Source organism: Pseudalgibacter alginicilyticus, assembly GCF_001310225.1.
Lineage (GTDB): Bacteria > Bacteroidota > Bacteroidia > Flavobacteriales > Flavobacteriaceae > Pseudalgibacter > Pseudalgibacter alginicilyticus.
In genome coordinates, this window is record NZ_CP012898.1 from 3,612,825 (window position 1) to 3,635,543 (window position 22,719).

The 22,719-nt window shown below is 33.2% G+C and carries 14 protein-coding genes; all 14 read left to right on the plus strand.

Features of this window, described 5'->3' with window-relative positions; all coding sequences use genetic code 11:
* Positions 1 to 31: 31 nt before the first annotated feature.
* The 14 genes from APS56_RS15095 to APS56_RS15160 all read left to right on the plus strand — a co-directional run bounded on the left by APS56_RS15095 (position 32) and on the right by APS56_RS15160 (position 22,656).
* The gene (locus APS56_RS15095; RefSeq protein ID WP_082379375.1) at positions 32 to 1,093 is read left to right on the plus strand and encodes a polysaccharide lyase family 7 protein; all 1,062 of its coding nucleotides are present in this window, start codon (positions 32 to 34) and stop codon (positions 1,091 to 1,093) included.
* Between the two features lie 17 nt (positions 1,094 to 1,110).
* Positions 1,111 to 2,997 (plus strand): NADP-dependent phosphogluconate dehydrogenase, encoded by a 1,887-nt coding sequence (gene gndA / locus APS56_RS15100; RefSeq protein WP_054730243.1) that lies wholly within the window; start codon positions 1,111 to 1,113, stop codon positions 2,995 to 2,997.
* Between the two features lie 42 nt (positions 2,998 to 3,039).
* Positions 3,040 to 4,314 carry an Nramp family divalent metal transporter gene (locus APS56_RS15105; RefSeq protein ID WP_054730246.1) on the plus strand — a complete coding sequence of 425 codons (1,275 nt, stop codon included), beginning with the start codon at positions 3,040 to 3,042 and terminating at the stop codon, positions 4,312 to 4,314.
* A gap of 75 nt (positions 4,315 to 4,389) precedes the next feature.
* Positions 4,390 to 5,490, plus strand: a complete 1,101-nt coding sequence (locus APS56_RS15110; protein ID WP_054730248.1) for a polysaccharide lyase family 7 protein — start codon at positions 4,390 to 4,392, stop codon at positions 5,488 to 5,490.
* 110 nt (positions 5,491 to 5,600) lie between these two features.
* A complete protein-coding gene (manD, locus tag APS56_RS15115; protein WP_054730257.1) occupies positions 5,601 to 6,818 on the plus strand; it encodes a D-mannonate dehydratase ManD in 1,218 nt (405 codons plus the stop codon).
* A 431-nt stretch (positions 6,819 to 7,249) separates the two neighbouring features.
* Entirely contained in the window at positions 7,250 to 10,432 is a 3,183-nt protein-coding gene (locus APS56_RS15120; protein ID WP_054730261.1) for a SusC/RagA family TonB-linked outer membrane protein, read from the plus strand.
* A 19-nt stretch (positions 10,433 to 10,451) separates the two neighbouring features.
* Complete coding sequence (locus APS56_RS15125; protein ID WP_054731423.1) at positions 10,452 to 11,795, plus strand: RagB/SusD family nutrient uptake outer membrane protein; 1,344 nt, start codon at positions 10,452 to 10,454, stop codon at positions 11,793 to 11,795.
* 176 nt (positions 11,796 to 11,971) lie between these two features.
* Positions 11,972 to 12,742 (plus strand): SDR family NAD(P)-dependent oxidoreductase, encoded by a 771-nt coding sequence (locus APS56_RS15130; protein WP_054730267.1) that lies wholly within the window; start codon positions 11,972 to 11,974, stop codon positions 12,740 to 12,742.
* Between the two features lie 86 nt (positions 12,743 to 12,828).
* A complete protein-coding gene (locus tag APS56_RS15135) occupies positions 12,829 to 13,263 on the plus strand; it encodes an RbsD/FucU family protein (RefSeq protein ID WP_054730270.1) in 435 nt (144 codons plus the stop codon).
* A 133-nt stretch (positions 13,264 to 13,396) separates the two neighbouring features.
* Entirely contained in the window at positions 13,397 to 14,536 is a 1,140-nt protein-coding gene (locus APS56_RS15140; protein ID WP_054730273.1) for a Gfo/Idh/MocA family protein, read from the plus strand.
* 10 nt (positions 14,537 to 14,546) lie between these two features.
* On the plus strand, positions 14,547 to 16,295 hold the full coding sequence (locus APS56_RS15145) for a sodium:solute symporter family transporter (RefSeq protein ID WP_054730281.1): 1,749 nt from the start codon (positions 14,547 to 14,549) through the stop codon (positions 16,293 to 16,295).
* Positions 16,296 to 16,823: 528 nt separating this feature from the next.
* Positions 16,824 to 20,075 carry a SusC/RagA family TonB-linked outer membrane protein gene (locus tag APS56_RS15150; protein WP_082379376.1) on the plus strand — a complete coding sequence of 1,084 codons (3,252 nt, stop codon included), beginning with the start codon at positions 16,824 to 16,826 and terminating at the stop codon, positions 20,073 to 20,075.
* Between the two features lie 17 nt (positions 20,076 to 20,092).
* Positions 20,093 to 21,676, plus strand: coding sequence for a RagB/SusD family nutrient uptake outer membrane protein (locus tag APS56_RS15155; RefSeq protein ID WP_054730285.1), 1,584 nt, complete (start codon positions 20,093 to 20,095; stop codon positions 21,674 to 21,676).
* 53 nt (positions 21,677 to 21,729) lie between these two features.
* Positions 21,730 to 22,656 carry a polysaccharide lyase family 7 protein gene (locus APS56_RS15160; protein WP_054730286.1) on the plus strand — a complete coding sequence of 309 codons (927 nt, stop codon included), beginning with the start codon at positions 21,730 to 21,732 and terminating at the stop codon, positions 22,654 to 22,656.
* Positions 22,657 to 22,719 lie beyond the last annotated feature (63 nt).

The following is a 22,719-nucleotide window of genomic DNA, read 5'->3' on the forward strand; positions in this document are numbered from 1 at the left end:
TCAATAAACTAAACAACAAATAAACATAATTATGAATACTAAAATTATTAAAACAACATGGCAAACCCTTGTAATAATTGGTGTACTATTATTAATGAATAGCTGCTTTAATACAACTAAAAAGGTTGATACAGAAATATCAGATACCATGACGTATCCAAGTGATGTTATTCCATTTATGGATGAATTTAGTATCCTTTGTGGTGATGGTACAAGTTTTAAAGATTTAGAAAATGTAGAGCACAAAGATTTTTTTTATGTTTCAAATGATGGAAAAACAGATTGGGTAGTTTATAAAACTCCTAATTCGGGTGTTACTTCCAAAACATCAAATAACACAAGAACAGAATTAGGACAAAAAAAACATTGGATACCTGAAACGGGAGGTAAGCTAACAGGTACATTAAAAGTACAACACGTTTCTATTTCTGGAGACGCCAGAGTTGCAGCGTCTTATTCGGTAGTAGTAGGTCAAATTCATAGTGATGAAGGTCATGAAAATGAACCTTTAAAAATATTTTATAAAAAGTTTCCTGGACATAAAAAAGGATCAGTTTTTTGGAATTATGAAATTAATACCGAAGGAGATAATTCAAAACGATGGGATTATTCAACGGCCGTTTGGGGGCATGATATGTCTGTGGTTGGCTCTAGTCCAACAACGTATCCTGAAGAGCCTGAAGATGGGATTGAATTGGGAGAAGAATTTAGTTATGAAATAAACGTATATAAAGGTGTCATGTATCTAACGTTTTCTAGTAAAGAACATGAAACAAAACAATTTACTAAAGACCTGTTGAACTCAGAATTCTCAAAAAAATCAGAAATACCTCAACAAGTATTAACATTATACGCTGCAATTGGTCGTGATGGCGTGGAGCGAGTAAACGGATATGCTGATGAAATCCAATATTTTAAACAAGGTGCCTATAATCAAACCAATGGGAAAAATCCAGAAGAAAATATAGTTTGGAGTACAGGAGCAGAAACTTATAATGGAGATATAGTGAAACAATACGCCAATGGGTGTTATACAGAAGTTTGGTTTAAACACGCAACTGTAGGTGCTGGGACAATGCCAAATGAAAAATGATTTTATAGAAAGGTAATATGATTTCTAATAATGTAATCTTTATAATGGGGGTATCAGGTTGTGGAAAGAGCACCATTGGTCAATTATTAGCACAAAAACTTAATATTCCTTTTTTTGATGGTGATGATTTTCATCCACAATCAAATATTGATAAAATGAGTCATGGCATACCACTTAACGATGAAGATAGGTATGGCTGGTTGTTAACACTTAATAAGCTAGCGAAAAAACAAATACAAAAAAATAACTGCATTATAGTATGTTCTGCTTTAAAGAAATCTTATAGAGATATTTTAAGTGAAGATGTTCAACGGCAAGTTAAATGGGTTTATTTAGTAGGAACTTTTAATCAAATTTTAGAGCGGATAAAAAAACGAGAACATCATTTTATGTCTTCAGATTTATTACAATCACAGTTTGATACTTTAGAGGAGCCAAAGCAGGCTTTAGAAATAAATATAGGTTTAAAACCAGAAGTAATAGTTGAAAAAATAATAAAAGAAATAAAGATGAAATCAGAATTTGGTTTATTTGGTTTAGGAGTGATGGGAAGGAGCTTAAGTAGAAATTTAGCACAGAAAGGTTTTAAAATTTCTATGTATAATAGAGAAGTAAAAGGAACTGAAGAAGGAGTGGCTATTAGATTTAAAGAAGCTCATAAGGAGCTCAAGTCAGCACAACCATTTTCAGAAATAAAAGCGTTTGTAAATTCTTTACAAACACCTAGACGCATCATGCTTATGGTTAATGCTGGTATGATAACTGATATGGTGATTGAAGATTTAATTCCATTTTTATCAGATGGAGATATTTTGATTGATGGGGGAAATTCTAACTATTTAAAAACTAAAGAACGTTATGATTATTTAAAAACTAAGAATATACATTTTATAGGAGCTGGCGTTTCAGGAGGAGAAGAAGGTGCTTTAAAAGGTCCTTCCATCATGCCAGGTGGAAACAAAGAAACTTATAACTTGATAAAGCCTTATTTGGAAAGTATAGCTGCTAAAGATGCTAATGGTTTGCCTTGTTGTACTTATATTGGAGAAGAAGGAAGCGGTCATTTTGTAAAAATGGTTCATAATGGGGTTGAATATGTTGAAATGCAGTTATTGGCAGAAGTGTCTACTATTCTTAAATTAAAGGGTAACAACCCAAATGAAATTGCAGATATATTAGAATCATGGAAATCGAAAGCTGATAGTTATTTATTAGGAATTACTATTGATGTTTTAAGAAAAAAGGATGGTGAAGATTGGTTAGTAAACAAAATAGTTGATAAAGCAGGTAATAAGGGTACAGGTAATTGGACTACTATTGCTACGGCACAATTAGGAGTTCCAAGTACATTAATAGCCACTGCATTATTTGCTCGTTACACCTCATTCTATAAAGAAGAAAGATTACAGTCAAGTGAAAATTTTAATATCAAACCAGCATCATTAAATTTAGAAATCATTGATATTTTAAATGCATATCAGTTTGCAAGAATAATAAATCATTATCAGGGACTTAAGCTAATATCGGAAGCAGGAAGATCGTATAAATGGGAGTTAAATTTAAGTGAAATTGCTAGGATATGGACCAATGGTTGTATTATAAAATCTGATTTTATGGTAGATTTAATTTCGGTGTTAAAAGAAAATGATAATATTTTAAGTCATCAGTTTATAATTGATTTGATACAGTCGTTTAAACCTTCAATAAACAAAGTGGTAGCACAATGTGTTTTAAGTGAATTAGCAATTCCTTGTTTAAGTGAGTCTGTTAATTTTTTAAATGCATATACAACAGCAAATTCTTCAGCAAATATAATACAAGCGCAGCGCGATTATTTTGGGGCACATACTTACCAACGTATTGATGATGATTCGGGGAAGTTTCATCATACCAACTGGAAATAACCAATCCAGATAAAACACATTTACCAATTAAACTAGAATATTATGTTAGAAACTAAGGAGAAGAACACTCTATTAAAAAAAATTATAGCCATTGTTTTGGGGTTTGGTCCAGGCATTTTTGCCATTGGGTATACTATAGGAACGGGCAGTGTAACATCTATGATTGTTGCGGGTAGCAAATTTAATATGCAATTATTATGGGTGCTATTAATAAGTTGTCTTTTCTCCGGAGTTTTAATGTTTGCATACGGAAATTATGCGTTAATTACTGGTGAAACAGCTCTTTATGGGTTTAAAAAACATTTTAAACAAGGGAAAGTTTTAGCCATATTGATCATAGTAGGAATTACGTTTGGTCAATGGAATTCATTAATGGGAATCTTGGGCATATCTTCAAATATTATTTATGAAATTTTAGCAATAAATTTTGAAGGTTTAAGTGCATTTAAATATGAGACTGTGTTAGTAACAGCAATTGTCATAATTGTTGTTTTTTATTTGCTAATGTTAGTAGGTAAATACACTTTTTTTGAAAAGATATTGGTCATCTTTGTAAGTTTAATGGGGGTGTCCTTTATATTGTCATTATGTTTTGTGCAACCTCTTTCTGTAGATGTAGTTAAAGGATTAATACCTACTATACCTGATGTTCCTGGGGGTAAAATGTTAGTAGCAGCATTTGTAGGAACTACTATGGCTTCCGCTACATTTCTATCAAGACCGCTATTTGTAAAAGGAAAGGGGTGGACCATTAAGAATTTAGGACAACAAAAAAAAGATTCCATTACTGCTGCTATTTTAATATTTATAATTAGTGGAGTAATTATGGCTGTAGCTGCTGGAGCGTTATTTTATCAAGGTAAAGAAGTTACTCAGGTGTTAGATATGGCAAATACTTTAGAGCCTGTAGCAGGTAAATGGGCCGTAACTATTTTCTTTTTTGGAGCGTTAAGTGCTGGCTTATCATCTATTTTTCCTTGTTTATTAATAGCTCCATTGTTGATTGCAGATTATCAATCTGGAGATATTGATACAAATTCAAAACAGTTCAGAATTATAACTTTTATTGCCTGTTTAGTGGCTTTAATTGGACCTGTATTTGGAGCCAACCCTATTGAGATTCAAATTTTATCTCAGGTGTTTAACGTGTTTGTGCTACCACTAGTGGTTTTGGGTATTATAATGATTGTGAACAGTAAGAGGATTATGAAAGGTTATAAAACAAGTTTGTTTGTTAACATTGGGTTGTATGCTTCTCTTCTTTTTGCTTTAATTATTTCCTATAATGGAATACTGGCTCTATTCGAATATTTTTAATGAATAAGTTCAAAAAAAGATTTTTTGAATAAAGTAATCATGACCTATATATAAAACAAACTAAAAAATAATAAAATGAATAAAAACATCATCACATCCGTATTCACACTTATAATTATTAATCTTTTTTTAGTACTGAATAGTTGTAAAAGCGAAGTTAAAAAAGCAAAACTTATCACAAATAAAGAGGGAACTATAAAAAAAGTTTATGCCAGTAACGTTATTCCGTTTTTTGATCATTGGAAATTAATTTTAGGTGATGGATCAAATGTTGGAATTGCAAATAATTATGAGAATAAAGATTTCTTTTACACAACAAATGATGGTAAAAGTGATTGGGTAGTATTTAAAACGCCCAATGGAGGAGATACACATGGAACTTCAAATAATACGAGAACTGAATTGGCTCAAACAAAAAAATGGTATCCCAAGACGGCTAATGATAAATTAACAGCCACACTTAAAGTAATGAATGTTTCTGCTACTGGTGATGCTCGTGTTGCAGCTTCATATGCAGTTGTTGTGGGGCAGATTCACAGTGCAGATAAACATGAAAATGAACCACTTAAAATATTTTATAAAAAATTCCCAAGTCATACCAAAGGTTCTGTTTTTTGGCATTATGAAATCAATACTGCAGGTGAAGATAATTCAGGAAGATGGGATTATTCTACGGCTGTTTGGGGGGATGATTTTTCTGTGGTTGGTACAGATGAAAGTACGTATCCAGAAGAACCCAAAGAAGGTATTGCTTTAGGAGAAGAATTTAGTTATGTAGTTGAGGTGAAAAATGGAATTATGACTTTGAAATTTTTTAGTGAAGGACATGAAACTAAAATATTTACAAAAAATTTAATAGAATCTGAATATACTACAACTGCGGATATACCAGAGCAAACACGAAAATTATTTGTGCCAATTGGCCAAGACGGCGTAGAACGTGCAAATGCGTATGCTGGTGAAGGTTGTTTTTTTAAGCTCGGTGCTTACAATCAAACAAATGGAAAATCTCCCAATGAAAATAGAAACTGGTGCTCAGGAGCCGAAACCCATGGCGGTGATATTGAAAAACAATATGCTGACGGAAACTATGCTGAAGTTTGGTTTAAAACGGCAAGTATTTCTGTAAGTGATCATGCTGTGTCCAATGAAGGCTATTTTATTAAAAATGATTAAAGTAGCTGGTTCGTTTTTTAAGAATATCTTGTTATTTCAATTAGATCATAATCATTAAAACGCAAAAATTTAAAAAAGGGTAATGCTGTTAAAAATATGCTATTAGTAGTATGAAAATAAAAGATATAAAGGTTTTTGTTTGTTGTCCAGGGCGTAATTTTGTGACTGTTAAAATTATAACAGACCATGGCGTGTTTGGGTTGGGAGACGCTACCTTAAACGGTAGAGAATTGGCAGTTGTGGCTTATTTAGAAGAACATGTTATCCCTTGTTTAATAGGAAGAGATGCTCATCAAATAGAAGATATTTGGCAATATTTATTTAAAGGTGCTTACTGGCAAAATGGAGCTGTAAGTATGGCTGCAATAGGAGCTATTGATATGGCACTTTGGGATGTTAAGGGTAAAGTTGCTAATTTGCCTGTTTACCAATTATTAGGAGGTAAAAGTAGAAGGGGAATTACGGTTTATGCCCATGTTAATGGTGAATCTATTGAAGATGTACTTAATCATTTAGGAAAAGCTATAAAAGAAGGTTATAAGGTTGTAAGGTTACAATGTACCATACCTGGGACTGAAGGCACTTATGGTACTTTAGGAGGTAAAAAGAATTATTATGAACTACAAGGGAATAGACCTTTACCACCTGAACACCCATGGTCTACTAATCAATACCTAAATTTTATTCCCGAATTATTTAAGCGAGCAAGAGAGAAATTTGGTTATGATATTGAGTTGTGCCATGATATACATAGCCGGTTAACTCCTATTGAAGCTGCGCAATTAGGAAAAATGTTAGAACCATATCGTTTAAAATTTCTTGAAGATGCTGTAACTTATGATAACCCTGAGGGCTATAAAGTTATCAGAAATCATACCACTACGCCAGTAGCCTTAGGTGAAAAATTTAATACCATTTGGGATGCTAAACCCCTCATAGAAAATCAATATATCGATTTTGTAAGAACTGCGGCAACACATGGAGGAGGTATAACATCATTGAAAAAGTTAGCAGATTTTGCATCACTTTACCATGTACGTTTAGCACCTCATGGTGCGCCTGATCTTTCACCTATTTGCTTTATGGCACATATGCATGTGGATTTATGGGCACCCAACTTTGGAGTTCAAGAATTTATTGGATTTGGAACTCCAGAATTAAATGACGTGTTCAGTTTTAGTGCTAAATTTAAAGATGGTGAAATTTATATAAAGGATAAACCAGGTTTAGGAGTAGATTTTAATGAAGAAGCGGCAAAGCAATATCCATATAAAAGATCATACCTTCCAGTTACTAGGCTAAATGATGGCACCTTGTGGAATTGGTGAAACATATAAATTAATAATGTAACTAAATGTCAATCAGTTGTTTATTTTTTACTTTATAAGAAGGGGTTGATATGGTTTTATTTATAGCAATAATCAAAAGGTGTGGATTCACAACTTTTTTGTTTATCTAATTTTATAACATTATTTATTAATAACACACGTGTTTTTATAGATTATTTATAAATTGACATGTATTTTTGATTAATCAATATATTTTTTGATATTTTAATCTATTATTTTAATTCTTTTTAAGAAAAGCTACTTTTTTATTATAGTTGAAGAATTTTCAAGTTAAAATTTGAAATTATTTGCTTTTTAACAAAAGAATAACATATATTTGGAAAACCATTTTTGGTTAACCAATCTGAATAACCAGATTGGAAAACCAAAATTAATTTAAAAACCAATGAATAACTAAAAATGAACGACAAATGAATTTAAAAACTAAAGTAACATTAATGTTAATAATGATATTTAACATATCATTGTTTGCTCAGGACGGATATGAATTGTCCGGTACGATATCAGACAAGGCAAATATGCCTTTACCTGGTGTCAATGTAATTATAGCTAATTCTTCAAAGGGTACCTCAACAGACTTCGATGGGAAATTTAAAATAACGGTAAGAAGTGGAGATGTACTTGATTTTTCATTCATAGGCTATATTAAACAATCTATAACGATTACTAATCAAAAGACACTTAATGTTGTTATGGAAGAAGACACTGCTGTGTTAGACGAAGTAGTAGTGGTGGGTTATGGTACTCGTAAAAAATCACACCTTACTGGAGCTATAGCAAAAATTGGTGGTGAAGATGTAGCTGCTGTGCAAGTTGCACGTGTTGATGAAGCCTTGGCGGGTAAACTACCAGGGGTTTTAATCCAAAATCAAAGTGGAGAGCCTGGTTCAGACTTAAAAGTTCAAATTAGAACAGGTTCATCGCTTTCAAGCAGTTCCGACCCGTTAATTGTTGTAGATGGATTTCCTATTTCAGGGAATTTAGCAACGGTTAACCCTAACGATATTGAGAGTATGGAGGTGTTGAAAGATGCTGCATCTGCTGCTATTTATGGTTCTTTGGGGGCTAATGGGGTTATTTTGGTTACCACCAAAAAAGGAAAATCTGGGAAGTTAAATTTCAGCTACAATGCCTACACAAGTACATCAAGAAAATATGTTAAGGATATTGAAATGCTAAAAACTGCTGGTGAATGGGCTGAAGAATTGCAGTCAGGAGCTTATGATCTCTCGCAAACTGACCCAGGTTTATTAGAATACAGGCTTTGGGCATACGAAAATGCACCAGATGTTGTGAGTATGGAAGATTGGCTTTTTCAAAGTGGTAATTCAACAAACCATGACTTTAGTGTTAGTGGAGGTTCTGAAAATATGAAGGCATTTGCTTCTATTGGATATTTGAATACCGATGGTATTGTTAAAGGTCAAGGTTATGAAAGGTACAATGGTAGAATGAATATTGATGCTAACTTAAATGATAAGTTAAAAGCAGGAATCAGTATGAATGGATTTTATGGACATCAGGATATTGTACCTTGGGAAATGAGAGACCTTTTAAGAGCCTATAGTATCAGTCCTATTTACCATACACAAGCGTCAATTGATTTTGTTCAAGAGTTAGATGCTAGAAGACAAGCTTTATTTAATTCAGGATATACAGGTCAAAATATAGGTAGAACTTTTGATCAAGATTATAGAGGTATTGGTTTGGATCCTACAAGTATATATGATTTACAACCTGGTGATGTAGTTCATGATTGGCAATATGGTAGAAATCAAAATGGAATTGGAGGAACAGGGGATGCTGGGGTTGCAGCAAAATTTGATAATTCTCAAAGGTATAAACAAACGCTTTATGGAAATGTAAGTTCTTATTTGGAGTATGAAATCTTAGAAGGATTAAATATAAAAACCATTTTTGGGGCAGATTCACGAGATGTTAAAGAGTATTATTATCGTGGGGTGTTAACAGACGGGCAACAACGTTCTAATCAAACTGATTTAGATATTTCGAATATTAAAAAATCTACAGTACTAAGTACTACTACTTTAGATTATTCAAAAGTGATTGCAGATAAGCATGATATATCTGCTGTGATAGGTATGGAATTTGTAAATACAAAATACAGAGGGATTTCTTCTAATGGAACCAATGTGCCTGTTGGCTTACCTCTTAACTATTCATTTTTTGAATCTGAAGATGTTGTATCTCAAAACATAGAAGAAAATCAGTCAAGAAGAGGTTTTTTCGGTAGAATAGCTTATGCATTCGATGATCGTTACTTAGTATCAGCTTCTATTAGAAGAGATGGTGATTCACGATTTGGGGCAAATGAAAAATATGCAGTATTTCCAGCATTTTCTTTAGGATGGAATATGCATAATGAATCTTTTTTAGAAAATAATGCTGTAATTAGTTTGCTAAAACCAAGGTTTAGTATGGGGTCTTTAGGAACTTCTTCAGACTTAGGTTCTTATAGCTCATTGAGTATTTTAGGGACCTCACCAACCGCTTTTGGAACAGGCTTTTTAATTCCAGATGAAATAGCAAATGCCGATCTAACTTGGCAAACCAATAAAGAGACTAACTATGGTGTGGATACAGGGTTTTTAAATAATCGCTTCAGATTTAGTGTTGATTACTATACCTCAGATGTTAATGATATGTTAATTAATCAAAGTGTTTCAGAGGTTTTAGGAACACCTCAAATTAGACTGAATCGCGGTGATATAACAAGTTCCGGTTTAGAGTTTGAATTAAATGCCAATCTATTACAAAAGGATAATTTTTCTTGGAGTATAAATGCCAATTTATCTACAGTTGAATCAGAAATCACCAGCTTGGGTGACTTAGATGAGCTACCTCGTCAAATTTATGGAGGGCCATCAGGTAGAGGGGCTGAATTTAGAAATTATGTAGGTGGTGAACTTGGTGAAATGTGGGGATATGAAAGTGCAGGACAAGTTGAATCTATTTATATGGAAGACCCAACAAGAAACATTGGATACCAAAGTGGTCTACATTATGTTGTTGATCAAAATGGTGATGGTGAAATAACTTATGAAGATGATTATGTTAAATTAGGTTCAGCAACTCCAGATTTTTATTGGGGGGTGTCAAGTAATTTTAATTATAAGAATTTTGATTTTGCTTTCCAGTTTCAAGGGTCTCAAGGGGCAGAAGTTTATAATATTGACCCTATTTATTGGCAATCTTTATTTCGTGATGCTACAGGACCAAGTTTTGATGCTAATAACGATGGTATTGCTGATAACAATGGCCTGCATTATTTAGAGTCTAGAGATGTGCATGGAGGCATGATTCAAGATGCATCTTACATTGCTTTAAGAAATCTAACTTTAGGTTATACTCTTGATTCAGATTTTATAAGCAAAGTGGGTATAGGTTCTATGAGAGTTTATCTTGCAGCTTCTAATCTGCTGTATATAATGGGAAAAGATTATACATCTTTTAACCCAGAGGGTATAGAAATCGAAAATGATGGTTATGCAGGACCAACAACTTATGGATACCAAGAAGGTGCAAGCCCAATTGTTAGAAGTTTTACGTTCGGTGTAAATGTTAATTTTTAATTAATAAATAATGAAAAAAATGAAAATTATATATATAGTATTAGTCTCTATGTTGTTGATAACAGCATGTGATAATGATTTAGATCAATTGCCTTCCTTAGACTTGGAGGCAAGTAATTTGGAAGAGTTTGGTCCCGTTTTAAATGCAGCATATTATTATCAGACAGGAGTTGCAATGCCACAATTGGTTATGGGAGATTTCAGAGCAGACAATATGTTGATGATTGAGAATCCATTTACATCAATGGATACTTATAATGCAGATTTAGGAGGCGGTGATATGACAGGCGCATTTTTTAGCCCCGTTTATAGTAATTTGTATAAAGCTATTTTAAGTGCAAATAATGTTATTGAAAATTCATTAGACGCTACAGAAGTAGCAGAAGCTAAATTTTTAAGAGCTTTGTCTTACTTTAAGCTAGTGATGATTTTTGGTGATGTTACTGTAAACTTATCATCATCACCGAGCACTTCGGATTTGTCTATTTTAGTAAGGCAACCAGTAGATGATGTATATAATAATGTTATAATTCCAGATTTACAAGATGCTATATCAGGCTTAACCAATGCAGGATTAGCAACTGGGCGTGCTTCTCAAATAGCAGCACGAGCATTTTTAGGTAAAGTCTATATGTATAGAGGGAATTTTTCTGAAGCTGTAACAGAGCTTGGAGCTGTAGTAAGTGGAGCAAGTGGAGTAGGAATTACTTTAGAAAGTGATTTTGCAGATGTTGTTACAGATGTGAGTTCGGAAATTCTTTTTGCAACAAAAATATCTTCTTCCATTCCTAATGCAGATGGTACTACTTCTGCTTCTACGTTTGTAGGATGGTTTTCTGGAGCTGATACAAAAACTCTCACGCCTTTAGATCCACGTTTAACTGCTGCATTTGATGCAAGTAGTGCTGCTGGAGGAGGTACTGATTTAAGAAAAGCATTAACTATTGACGAAGTAAACGCAAAAGGAACAAAATATACGGGAGGTTTGGATCAAGACTTTATTGAAATGAGATTGTCTGATGTTATCTTGATGTATGCTGAAGCATTAAATGAAACTACTAATGCAAATGGATCACAATCTGCAACTATTTTATCTGGATTAGATGCCATAAGAACCAGAGCAGGATTAACTAGTTTAAGTGGTACAGCTACTACACAAGCTACTGTTAGAACTGCAATAGCTAAAGAAAGAAGGTTAGAGTTGGCATTAGAAGGACATAGATGGTTTGATTTAGTAAGAACAGGTACTGTTGATGCAGAAATGGGTATGACAATTGATAGTGATTATTATGTGTTTCCAATTCCAAATTCAGAAATTCTTGCTACCAATGGTGTAATTACTCAAAATGATGGATACAACTAAAAAAACAAATAAAATTAAAAAAGTAATTTGAGGTTGTTTAGTTTTAAGTTATGCTGGTTTGATTTTCAAATCAGTATAACTTTTTTGTTTTGTTTGCTTTCCAAAAACAGGAAGTTAATAATTTGAATTTATTAATTTTAAGTTCAAACTGCATAATTAATAACAGATATATAAACATGAAAAATAACACGAAATTAATAGGGAAGAATATTCTTATTACCGCTGGTGCTCAAGGAATAGGGGAGGCTATTACCAGACATTTTATCGATAGTGGTGCAAATGTTGCTATCCATTATTTTTCCAGTGCTGATACCGCAAACCAATTAAAGGAATATGCAATCAGTAAAGGGCAAAAAGCAGTTGCGTTACGTGGTGATTTAACTAAAGAAATTGATGCCAATGCAGTAGTAGAAAAAGCGGCAGAAGCTTTTGAGGGGCTGGATATATTAATTAACAACGCAGGTTCGCTTGTTGCTCGAAAAATGCTGAGTGAAATGGAAGATGATTTTTGGCATAAAGTTATGGATATAAACCTTACATCTATGATGTTGGTTACTAAAGCTGCAACTCCTTTTTTGGTAAAAAATAATAATAGTAGTATTGTTAATTTGGCTTCGCTCGCAGGTAGAAAAGGAGGTCATCCAGGATCATTAGTTTATTCTACAAGTAAGGGGGCTATCTTAACATTTACACGAGCTCTTTCATCGGAATTAGGACCTCAAGGTGTTCGAGTAAATGCTGTGGCTCCAGGGCTAATTCTTGGTACGTCATTTCACAATACGCATACAACAAAAGAATCAGCAGCAGCAACAACGGCAAGTATTCCAATCCAACGAGCAGGGAATGCAGATGATGTTGCGAGAGCGGTGTTGTACTTAGCGTCTGAATACGATGGTTTTATTACAGGTGCTACTTTAGACATCAATGGAGGTGTTTATAATATGTAATACCTTGCTGAATTAGAGCCGATAAAGAGCTAAGCCTTACTTTGCTCATAGTGTTTTTATGTTTAATCTTATTTAATAATACGTTTATGTTAAAGACTCAGGTTATACACCCAACAATTTTGGAAGTGCTCGCGCGTTCAGGCCATTTTGCACAAGTTGTTATTGCAGACGGTAATTTGCCAGTTGCAGCTATGACAGGGCCTAATTCTACTACGGTACACCTTAATTTTCGCCCAGGGATTTTAGATGCTATAACAGTACTGGAAGGTGTTTTGCAAGTCTGTCCTATTCAGGGGGGTATTGTTATGGAAAAGCCAGCTGAAGCAAATGCAGAGATACATGATGCTTACAAAAAAATGCTTGGTAATGTAACCTGGAATGAAATGGAGCGTTGGGCTTTTTATGATAAAATAAGAGAACCTGCCACTACTTTAATTATACAAACTGGTGAACAGCGTCGCTATGCAAATTTAATTTTAACTGTTGGAGTTGTGAAAATGGCTGAAGAAAGAAATTTTTAGCAATTTGAAATTCTTTATTTTAATATAATGAAAGTTGTTTTCATATTTATGAAGAATATCAATCCTTGTAGCTCTGCGATAATATTGATAATGTTGACTATGTAACAATAGAACAACTAAAAATAAGTTTAAAATGGAAAAAAAAATAAAGGTATTAGTTTTTGGATCCGGATTTGCTGGTCAAGGGCATGCAGATGCTTTTCGGGCTTTTGACGTTGATGTGGTTGGTATTGTTGGTAGAACAGCAAATGTAGTAAGTAAAGTAGCTGATAAAATGGGTATTCCATATTCAGGAACAGACTGGTTGCAAGCATTAGAGGATTGTCAACCAGATATTGTTTCTATAGCTACGCCTGGTGGGGCTCATTTTGAGCCAATAAAACAAGCTATTGAGTTTGGCTGCCATGTGTTTAGTGATAAACCCTTAACTGATAGTGGTAATTCTGCATTAGAGTTATACGAACTTGCTAAAAATAAAAAAGTAAAAACGGCCTTTGCTTCTAGCTTTCGATATATGCCACATATTCAGCATGCCAAACAGCTAATAGCTGATGGTGCTATTGGAGAACCTACTGAAGTTGAATGTATTTCTCATTTTAATTTGGAGCGAGATATTCCTTTTGGTTGGTCGCATCGTAAAGAGGAAGGTGGGGGACGTTTAAATAATAATTTTACTCACATGATGTCTATTGTAACATCTGTAATTGGTGAAAAAATTCTGTCTATTATTGGAGAAGTGCGTGATGATATGGGGAAAGCGCCTATTGTTGAAGGGGTGCATAATTTTAAAACACGAAGGGACTTTATTCCTAAAGATTTAAATGATCCTGCGTTAAAATGGGGTCAAAGCAATGTGGAGTGGTCTTATACTGTGTTAGCACAATTGGAAAGTGCAATGGCATTTAAACCAGTTTCTGTGCTTTTTAAACATGGCGGGTTAACCCCAAGATTTAATGAAGATCATATTGTGTTTTATGGAACAAAAGGAGCCATTTATATTAAAGGGCATTACGGCATGGGGCCTCTTTATATATGGGATAAAAATAATACATGGAAAACCTTGGCACTCCCAAATGATATTGTTGCTAATCAGCCAAAAATTGTAGGTGATACTGAACGAAATTGGCATTACTTAGTTAGGGAATTTGTAAAAGATATTAAAGGAGAAACTGCAGAGCCTTATCAAACTTTCAAAGAAGGTAGTTTATATCAGAAACTTATCGACTTAATTAGGAAGAATAATAATTGGACAGATGTTTCTCATCTGCAATAAAAGTCGAATTATGTTTTATGACTATCTTGTTATTGCACTTTATTTTATTATAATCCTTGCTATTGGTGTTGTGTTTTCACGAATGGCAAGTAAATCCACTAGTGATTATTTTCGTGGGGGAGGTAGAATGTTATGGTGGATGGTTGGATCGACTGCTTTTATGGCTCAGTTTTCAGCAGTAACTTTCACAGGAGCGGCAGGTAAAGCATTTACTGACGGTTTTGCAATTAGTGCTGTATATATTGGTAATACTTTTGCATTTTTTTGTGGATGGGCATTTTTTGCACATCGCTTTAGACAAATGAGAGTGGATACTCCTACAGAAGCTATAAAAGCAAGATTTGGTAAACAGAATGAGACTTTTTTTTCTTGGGCATTAATTGTGTTTTCATTCCTGAATGCTGGTGTTTGGTTGAACGCATTAGGTGTTTTTACCAGTGCTGTTTTTGATGCAGATATTTCTTTAACCATTATTTCAATTGGTCTCACTGTACTTTTTGTTTCAGTATTATCAGGTGCTTGGGGGGTAGTTGCCTCAGACTTTGTTCAGACTTTAGTCGTGGCTGTGGTTTCTATAGCTTGCGCAGTGGTGGCATTAGTAAAAGTCGGAGGTCCGGTTAATTTAGTTACCAATTTTCCAGGAGGTTTTATTATAGGGCCAAATATGAATTACCCCATAATATTATTAGGTACTTTCATCTTTTTTTTACCTAAGCAAATAATAACCATGATGAATCTTCATGATTCTTTTCGATTTCTAAATGCAAAAGACTCTATTAATGCTCGTAAAGCTGCCTTATTAGCCATGACTCTTATGGGGGTAGGTACCATCATTTGGTTTATTCCACCTTGGGCAGCTGCTACTTTGTATCCAGATGCAGCAGCAGATTATGTGCAATTAGGAAACAAAGCGGCAGATGCTGTTTATTTAGTGTTTGCACGAAATGCGATGCCTATAGGTACAGTTGGATTACTTATGGCTGGACTTTTTGCTGCTTCCATGTCTTCCATGGACTCGGCCCTAAATAAAAATGCAGGAATTTTTGTTAGAAGCATTTATCAACCTTTTTTAGCTAAAAGGAATAAACACACAAGCGATAAAAAATTGTTGCGAATCAGTCAGTTAGTTAGTTTGGTTAGTGGAATTGGGGTTGTTATTGCAGCACTTTATTTTGCATCGTTAAAGGAACTTAGTTTGTTTGAACTTATGATGTCAGTTTCTACCATGATCCAGATGCCAATGATGGTGCCTTTATTATTAGGGATTGTAGTAAAAAAAACACCGCAGTGGGCGCCTTGGGCTACTATTGCCGTTGGATTGTTTGTTTCTTGGCTTGTTGCAAACGTGATAACAGCAGAAGTTTTTGTGTCAATATTTGGAGTTGAAACGCTTAGTAATCGAGAAATTATTGATATGAATATAATTCTAACTATTGCTGGACATGTTTTTGTTACCTCTGGGTTTTTCTGGGCAACTTCATTGTTTTATAACGAGTCAAATGATAAAAACAAACTTGAGACCAATCGTTTTTTTAATAATCTAAAAACACCTGTCATTGCAGATATTTTACAAGATGAATTTGACTGTCAACAAAGACGGAAATTAGGAAATATGGTAATAGTCATTAGCGTTAGCCTTTTGATGATGACTTTAATTCCAAACCCGAATTGGGGGAAAATACTCTTTTTTTGTTGTGCATTAATTGTTTTTTGCATCGGTTTTTTATTGAAGCAAAGTGCTAAAAATAAAACTTCTTAAACCAACATAAGTATACATTTTTTATGACAGTTTATGTGTTATTTGATGAATACAAAATGGTATAAAAATATCTAAAACAAGCTTGTCCATTAAATAAAACATATGAAGTGTATTTTATAAAATACACTTCACGAATTAGTCATGCATTATTCTATTCTTTCTAACAAAGTATTGATTTCTTATTATAATTAGGTGTTGTTTTTAACGAATTATGTGTTAAAGTTTAAAAATAATTTGTTTTAAGTAAAAATTAACATATATTTGGATAACCAATTTGGTTAACCAGTTTTGAGCTGATGTCAAATGGTATAGTTGTAAGTATAATTTTGAAAAAAATATTTTTATTTATGAGTTAAAAAATGAATCAATAAGGTTGGAAAATAACTTGCCTTAGTTAATTTACATTTTAAACGAGGGAGAAAACTTATAGACATATAGATTGAACAATTATTTTGAAAATATAATTGTTGTAAAAGGCTAAACTAAAAGGTAGTATACTACTAATGATTAAAACATAAATGACTAATTATGAACTTGAAAACTAAGCTATTTTTAACGGTATTATTGATATTCAATATTACTTTATTTGCACAAAATGGTATGACCGTAAGTGGTACTGTTGTGTCTGCAACGGATAATATTCCAATTCCAGGTGTTAACGTTATAGTTTTAAAAACGACTAAAGGAGTAACAACTGATTTTGATGGAAATTATCAAATTAAAGTAAATAAAGGCGATATATTGCAATTTTCATATGTTGGATTTACCACTCAAACAGTTATTATAGAATCGCAAACGTCTATTAATATTGCTTTATCAGAAGATTTAGCAACCTTAGATGAGGTGGTGGTTGTTGGTTATGGTTCTTTAAAAAAATCTAATATAACAAGTGCTATTTCTACTTATAAAAATGAAAACATGGATCAATTGCCAGTATCTAGAGTAGATCAAGCACTACAAGGAAAGATTGCTGGTGTTCAAATTCAAAACACATCATCTGCTGCAGGAGAAGCTCCACAAATTAGAATTAGAGGACAAGCTTCAATTAATGCTAGTCCAGATCCTTTGGTTGTTGTAGATGGTCAAGCCATTGAGGATGGTTTAGAATCATTAAACATGGCAGATGTTGCTGATATTTCTGTATTAAAAGATGCTTCATCTGCTGCTATTTATGGTTCTAGAGGAGCCAATGGTGTTATTTTAGTAACAACTAAAAGTGGTAGTGATAGAAAGACTTCATATAGTTTTAATCATTCCGTTGGTTTTAAAAGTGCTTACAAGTTATATGATGTTCAAACGTCTTCAGAGTATGTTAGACAATTATATGCTGAGCAAGAATTAAGATTGAATGACCCACTGTGGACCGGAGCTGTTCCAACTATCCCAATAGGTGATCAAAAACAATATATAGCTGAGCAATTATTTTCAGGTGGTGAAGGTACTCTTTATCAAGATGAATTTATGAGAAATGGTGTTTTTAGAAATATAGGATTGAGTGCTTCTGGAGGAAATAAAGGATTAAGGTATAGAATATCTGGTGCTTACAATGGTGACGAAAGTATGATGAAAAAAAGTAATTATGAAAAGTATCAATTTAGAGTGAAATTGGATGCTGATTTGAGTGACAAAATATCAGTTGGAGTTAATGTGGCACCAACTTATTCTGAAACTGAAAGACCAGCTAATGATTATAGAGATTATTTTAGGTTTCCTAGTTTTATTCCTATTACGCATACCGCTGAAACTATAGCGCTTATTCAATCAGGTGGTAATAATTTAGATGTAGCAGTTGGGGATTATGCTAATCCACAACACTTTGAAAGTTTATCGTTTGAGAATACTAATTTTCCAATGCCCGATGGGTCAATATATACAAGTACTAATCTTTCTAATCCTTGGACCACTAGTAGTATCAATCCGTTTAAGGTTTTAAATTTACAAGACGATACTGAAGAACAATTCAGGGTTCAAGCAACTTTTGATTTGTCTTATAAAATAAATAGAGACTTAACATTTAAGACTTCAGCAAGTGCTTATTATAGATTTTCAGATAGAGTACAATGGGTAGGCACCAATGCACAATCAGCAACAAATACAAATTATGCAGTATACTTAAGAAGAAATTATAGAGATTACTTAACAGAGAATACTTTAAATTATATAAAAGATTTTAAAAAACATTCGTTTAATGTTTTAGCTGGTTTTTCCGCCCAAAGAACAGATTATTATAATTCAAGTTTCACTGGTACAGATTATCCAAATGAGAATATTAGAACATGGAATAGTGCAGGGTCTATAGTTAAAGCAAATTTAAATTCATCAGGGGATGATGGAGGAGAAATTAAAAATGCAACGGCCTTGTTGTCATACTATGGTAGATTAGTGTATTCTTATGATGGTTTGTTTAATCTTACAGGTACTATTAGAACAGATGGAGCTTCACAATTTGGACCAGGGAATAAGTGGGGTACATTCCCATCAGTTTCTGGAGGTGTTAATTTAGCAAAATTGAATTTTTTAGAATCATCCGATGTAATCAGTAGGTTAAACTTTAGAGCTGCTTATGGTGAAACGGGAAACAACCGTACAGATCAATTAGGAGGGAATAATTCATACAATCCTTACATAAGTACTTTAGATGTACAAAATTATGTTTCAGGTAGTGGCAATGGAATTGTTGCTAATGGTCAAGCTACCCTATATGATTTTTTAGATGCTCAGTTTAATGCAGATCTTACTTGGGAAACTACAGTGTCAACAAATTTAGGTTTTGATTTGGGGCTGTTTAGAAATAGAGTCAATTTATCTGCTGAGTTTTATGAGTCAAATACAGATAAACTACTTTTAACAACTAATAATCAATTATTTTCAGGGATAGCATTTTCTTGGAATAATGTTGGAAGTCTTCGCAATCAGGGACATGAAATTGAGTTGTCAACAACTAATATTGCAACAGAAAATTTTAGATGGACAACTTCTGCAAATTATGCATCAAACAGACTTAAATTGACTGATTTTGGAGGTAATGCAGAAACTCCTCAAACTGGAGAAAGAGGTGAACAATATATTTCACAAGTAGGTAGCCCATTGGTTCAATTTTATGGATATAAAACGGATGGTATTTGGTTGTCGCAAGAAGAAATAGATGCATCTGGTTATACCACTAATGACGTTAGTATTGGTACTTTAACACCTGGAGCTTTAAAACTTGTAGATTACAATAATGATGGTAAAATAACTATAGATGATAGAACTGTAATAGGCGATCCATATGCAGATTTTACTTGGGGTATGACAAATACTTTTGAATATAAGAGTGTTGATTTATCATTCTCTTTTCAAGGGGTTCAAGGTATAGAAATGTACGAAGGAGATACAGGTTATACAGAAACCAAAAGCCAGGTAACAAATTACACCAAGAACCGTTGGGTAAGCCCATCCAACCCTGGAGATGGTCAAACACCTTACGAAAATAATGGTGGGATACATTGGGTGTTGACTGATTATGGTATTGATGATGCATCATACGTTGCTTTAAGAGAGGTAACTTTAGGTTATAACTTAGATGAAAGATGGTGTAAACAAATAGGCTTAGATCAATTACGAGTTTATTTTACGGGGCAAAATTTACTTTATTTAACTGCTAAAAGCTTTAGGGGATTGAATCCTGAGAGTAGAAGAACAAGTGGTGTTTATAGTGGTGCATTATATACTGGATATGATAGAGGCGGGTACCCAGTACCTAAAACTATGGTGTTAGGTTTTGATGTTAAATTTTAATTATTAAAATAAGTCTTATGAAATATATATATAAATTTTTAATTGGCACATTATTTTTAAGTGTTGTTAGTTGTAGTGAAGATTTTATAACTGTTGATCCGCAATCTTATATTACCGAAGAGATTTATTTCTCAAATACAGAGGAATTGAATATTGCTTTAAATGCTTGTTATGGAGGTATGAGAGCGCCCGCAGCAGAAGAATGGAAATTTACAGAGTTGCGTTCTGATAATACTGTAATGAATCAAATAGGAACTACCTCTCCAGATAATATTTTCTATTTATCATATGATGGATTTTTTATAGGGACTAATGATGATAACTTGAAAAACTTTTGGTATTATACTTATGTAAATATTAAAAATAATAACATTCTTTTGGACAAAATGAATGTTAATTATAGAGAAGGTACTATTGTTTATGATGGTAATTCTATTAATGCTACGGAGCAAGATATCAAAGATGTTGCATCTCAAGCTAGTTTTTTAAGGGCGTACCATTATTTTAATTTAGTGCGTCTTTTTGGAGATGTGTTTTTAGTAACTGAACCAATATCTCCAGTTGATGCTTCTGTAATCAATAGAGTTGATAAAAGCTTAGTTTATGATTTGATAATTGCCGACCTTTTAAATACAATTTCTAACGGAAACTCAGCAAAGTATGCCGATATCACTTCAGCAAATGCAGGTAAGGCAAATGCATGGTCTGCAAAAGCTTTGTTGGCAAAAGTATATTTAACGTTAGGACGTAAATCAGATGCTTTACCATTGTTGACAGATATAATAGCTAACAGTGGGTATGGTTTAGAAAGTACATATGAGGATGTTTTTTCGATAACAAATGAGCTAAATAAAGAAATTTTATTTACTATTCGCTATAAATCAGGTGAAGGTAATTTAGGGTCTCCATTTACTACTAGTTTTGCGCCAGCAACACCAAGTAGTAATACAAATGGAGAAACTATTTTTGTAGTGTCAAGTCAAGGGGATAATGCTCCTGGTCAAGAGTTATATGATACCTATAATACAGCAGATGCTCGTAGGGATTTTATTTTACCCTCTCGAGATGCAAGTGTACCTCGAAAATTGTTTTACACTAAATTTTGGTATTTTTTAACTGTTCGAGATGATTCTGAATTTGATTTTCCAATTATCCGTTTTGCAGATGTATTGTTGATGTATGCTGAAGCAGCTGGAAGTGCAGACCCAAATACGTTAACTTATATTAATAGGGTTAGAGCAAGAGCTGGTTTAACAGGGGCAAATGCGCTTACATCTACAGATATTAATACACCTGAAAAATTTGATCTTGCTGTAGCTAATGAAAGACGTTGGGAATTAGCAGCTGAAAATCACAGGTGGTTTGATATTTTAAGATATAGTACCACGTTACCCACTCTTAATGCCGTTGATATCATGGAAAATCATTTTGAAATAATGGTGCCATTATTATATTCTTTTTATAATCAAAATACAGAAGATGTCACTTTAGAAATTTTAAAAGAAAGAGTTAATGAGAACACTCTGTTGTTGCCTATTCCACAAATAGAATTAGATACTAATAATAAAATTGAAATCAATCAGAATCCAGGGTATAATTAGAAAACAAAATATAAAATGGCAGCTTTACTCGTTTTTTTAAACACAAATTTATAATGAAAAGATATAAGGTTTTCCGAAGAGAAATTTTATCAATTATTTTAATAGCTTTTTTAGCTATTAGTGCCACTTGTCAAGATAAATCAAGTAACAAGTCTGGAGAGGATATTAAGATTGATAAAAAAGAAAAGAAGAAAAAAAGAAAGAAATATAAGTTGCCTAATATCGATTTAAACCATTGGAGTGTTACAACACCAGAATTAAATGATAAAGGAGGTGCTATGAATATTGAGCCACCGGAAATTTTGAATTATGCTACTGATGAAAGGTTAATACCGTATATGTATAATGATTCTACTAGTGGAGCATTGGTATTTTATTCGTATCCAAGTGATGCAACAACAGCAAATACAAAATATACAAGATCTGAATTAAGAGAACAAATGGTTCCTGGTGATAATAATACTAATTGGACCTTTGCTCAAGGGGGCGTGATGAAAGGTAAATTAGCCATGGAACAGGTTAGTAGGGCTTCAGATGGTAAATATCATAAAGTTATCATCATGCAAATTCATGGTAGGTTAACTAATGAACAGCGAGATTTGATTGGTCAAAAAGATAACAATGCACCACCAATTTTAAAAATTTATTGGCAAGATGGCAAAGTGCGTGTTAAAACCAAAGTTCTTAAAAATATAAGTGTTACTGACGAAGAGTTATTGCATGAAGATGCTTGGGATGATGACAATGGGTTTAATTTTGAACAAGAAGTAGGCTTTAGAACTTTCACTTTAGAAGTAAGAGTGTCTGAAGGAAAGATGGTAATAGTATTAAATAATGCGGAATATAAAGTTTATGAAGGTGTTAGCATGCGAAGATGGGGAATTTTTGAAAACTACTTTAAAGCAGGAAACTATTTTCAATCAAGAGATGAGGGATCTTTTGCAAAAGTAAAGTATTATGAGTTAGAGGTAACTCATTAAAAAATGGGGTTTATTAACTAATACATACTATTTTTGTGTTCTTAAATTATTAACTATTTAAAA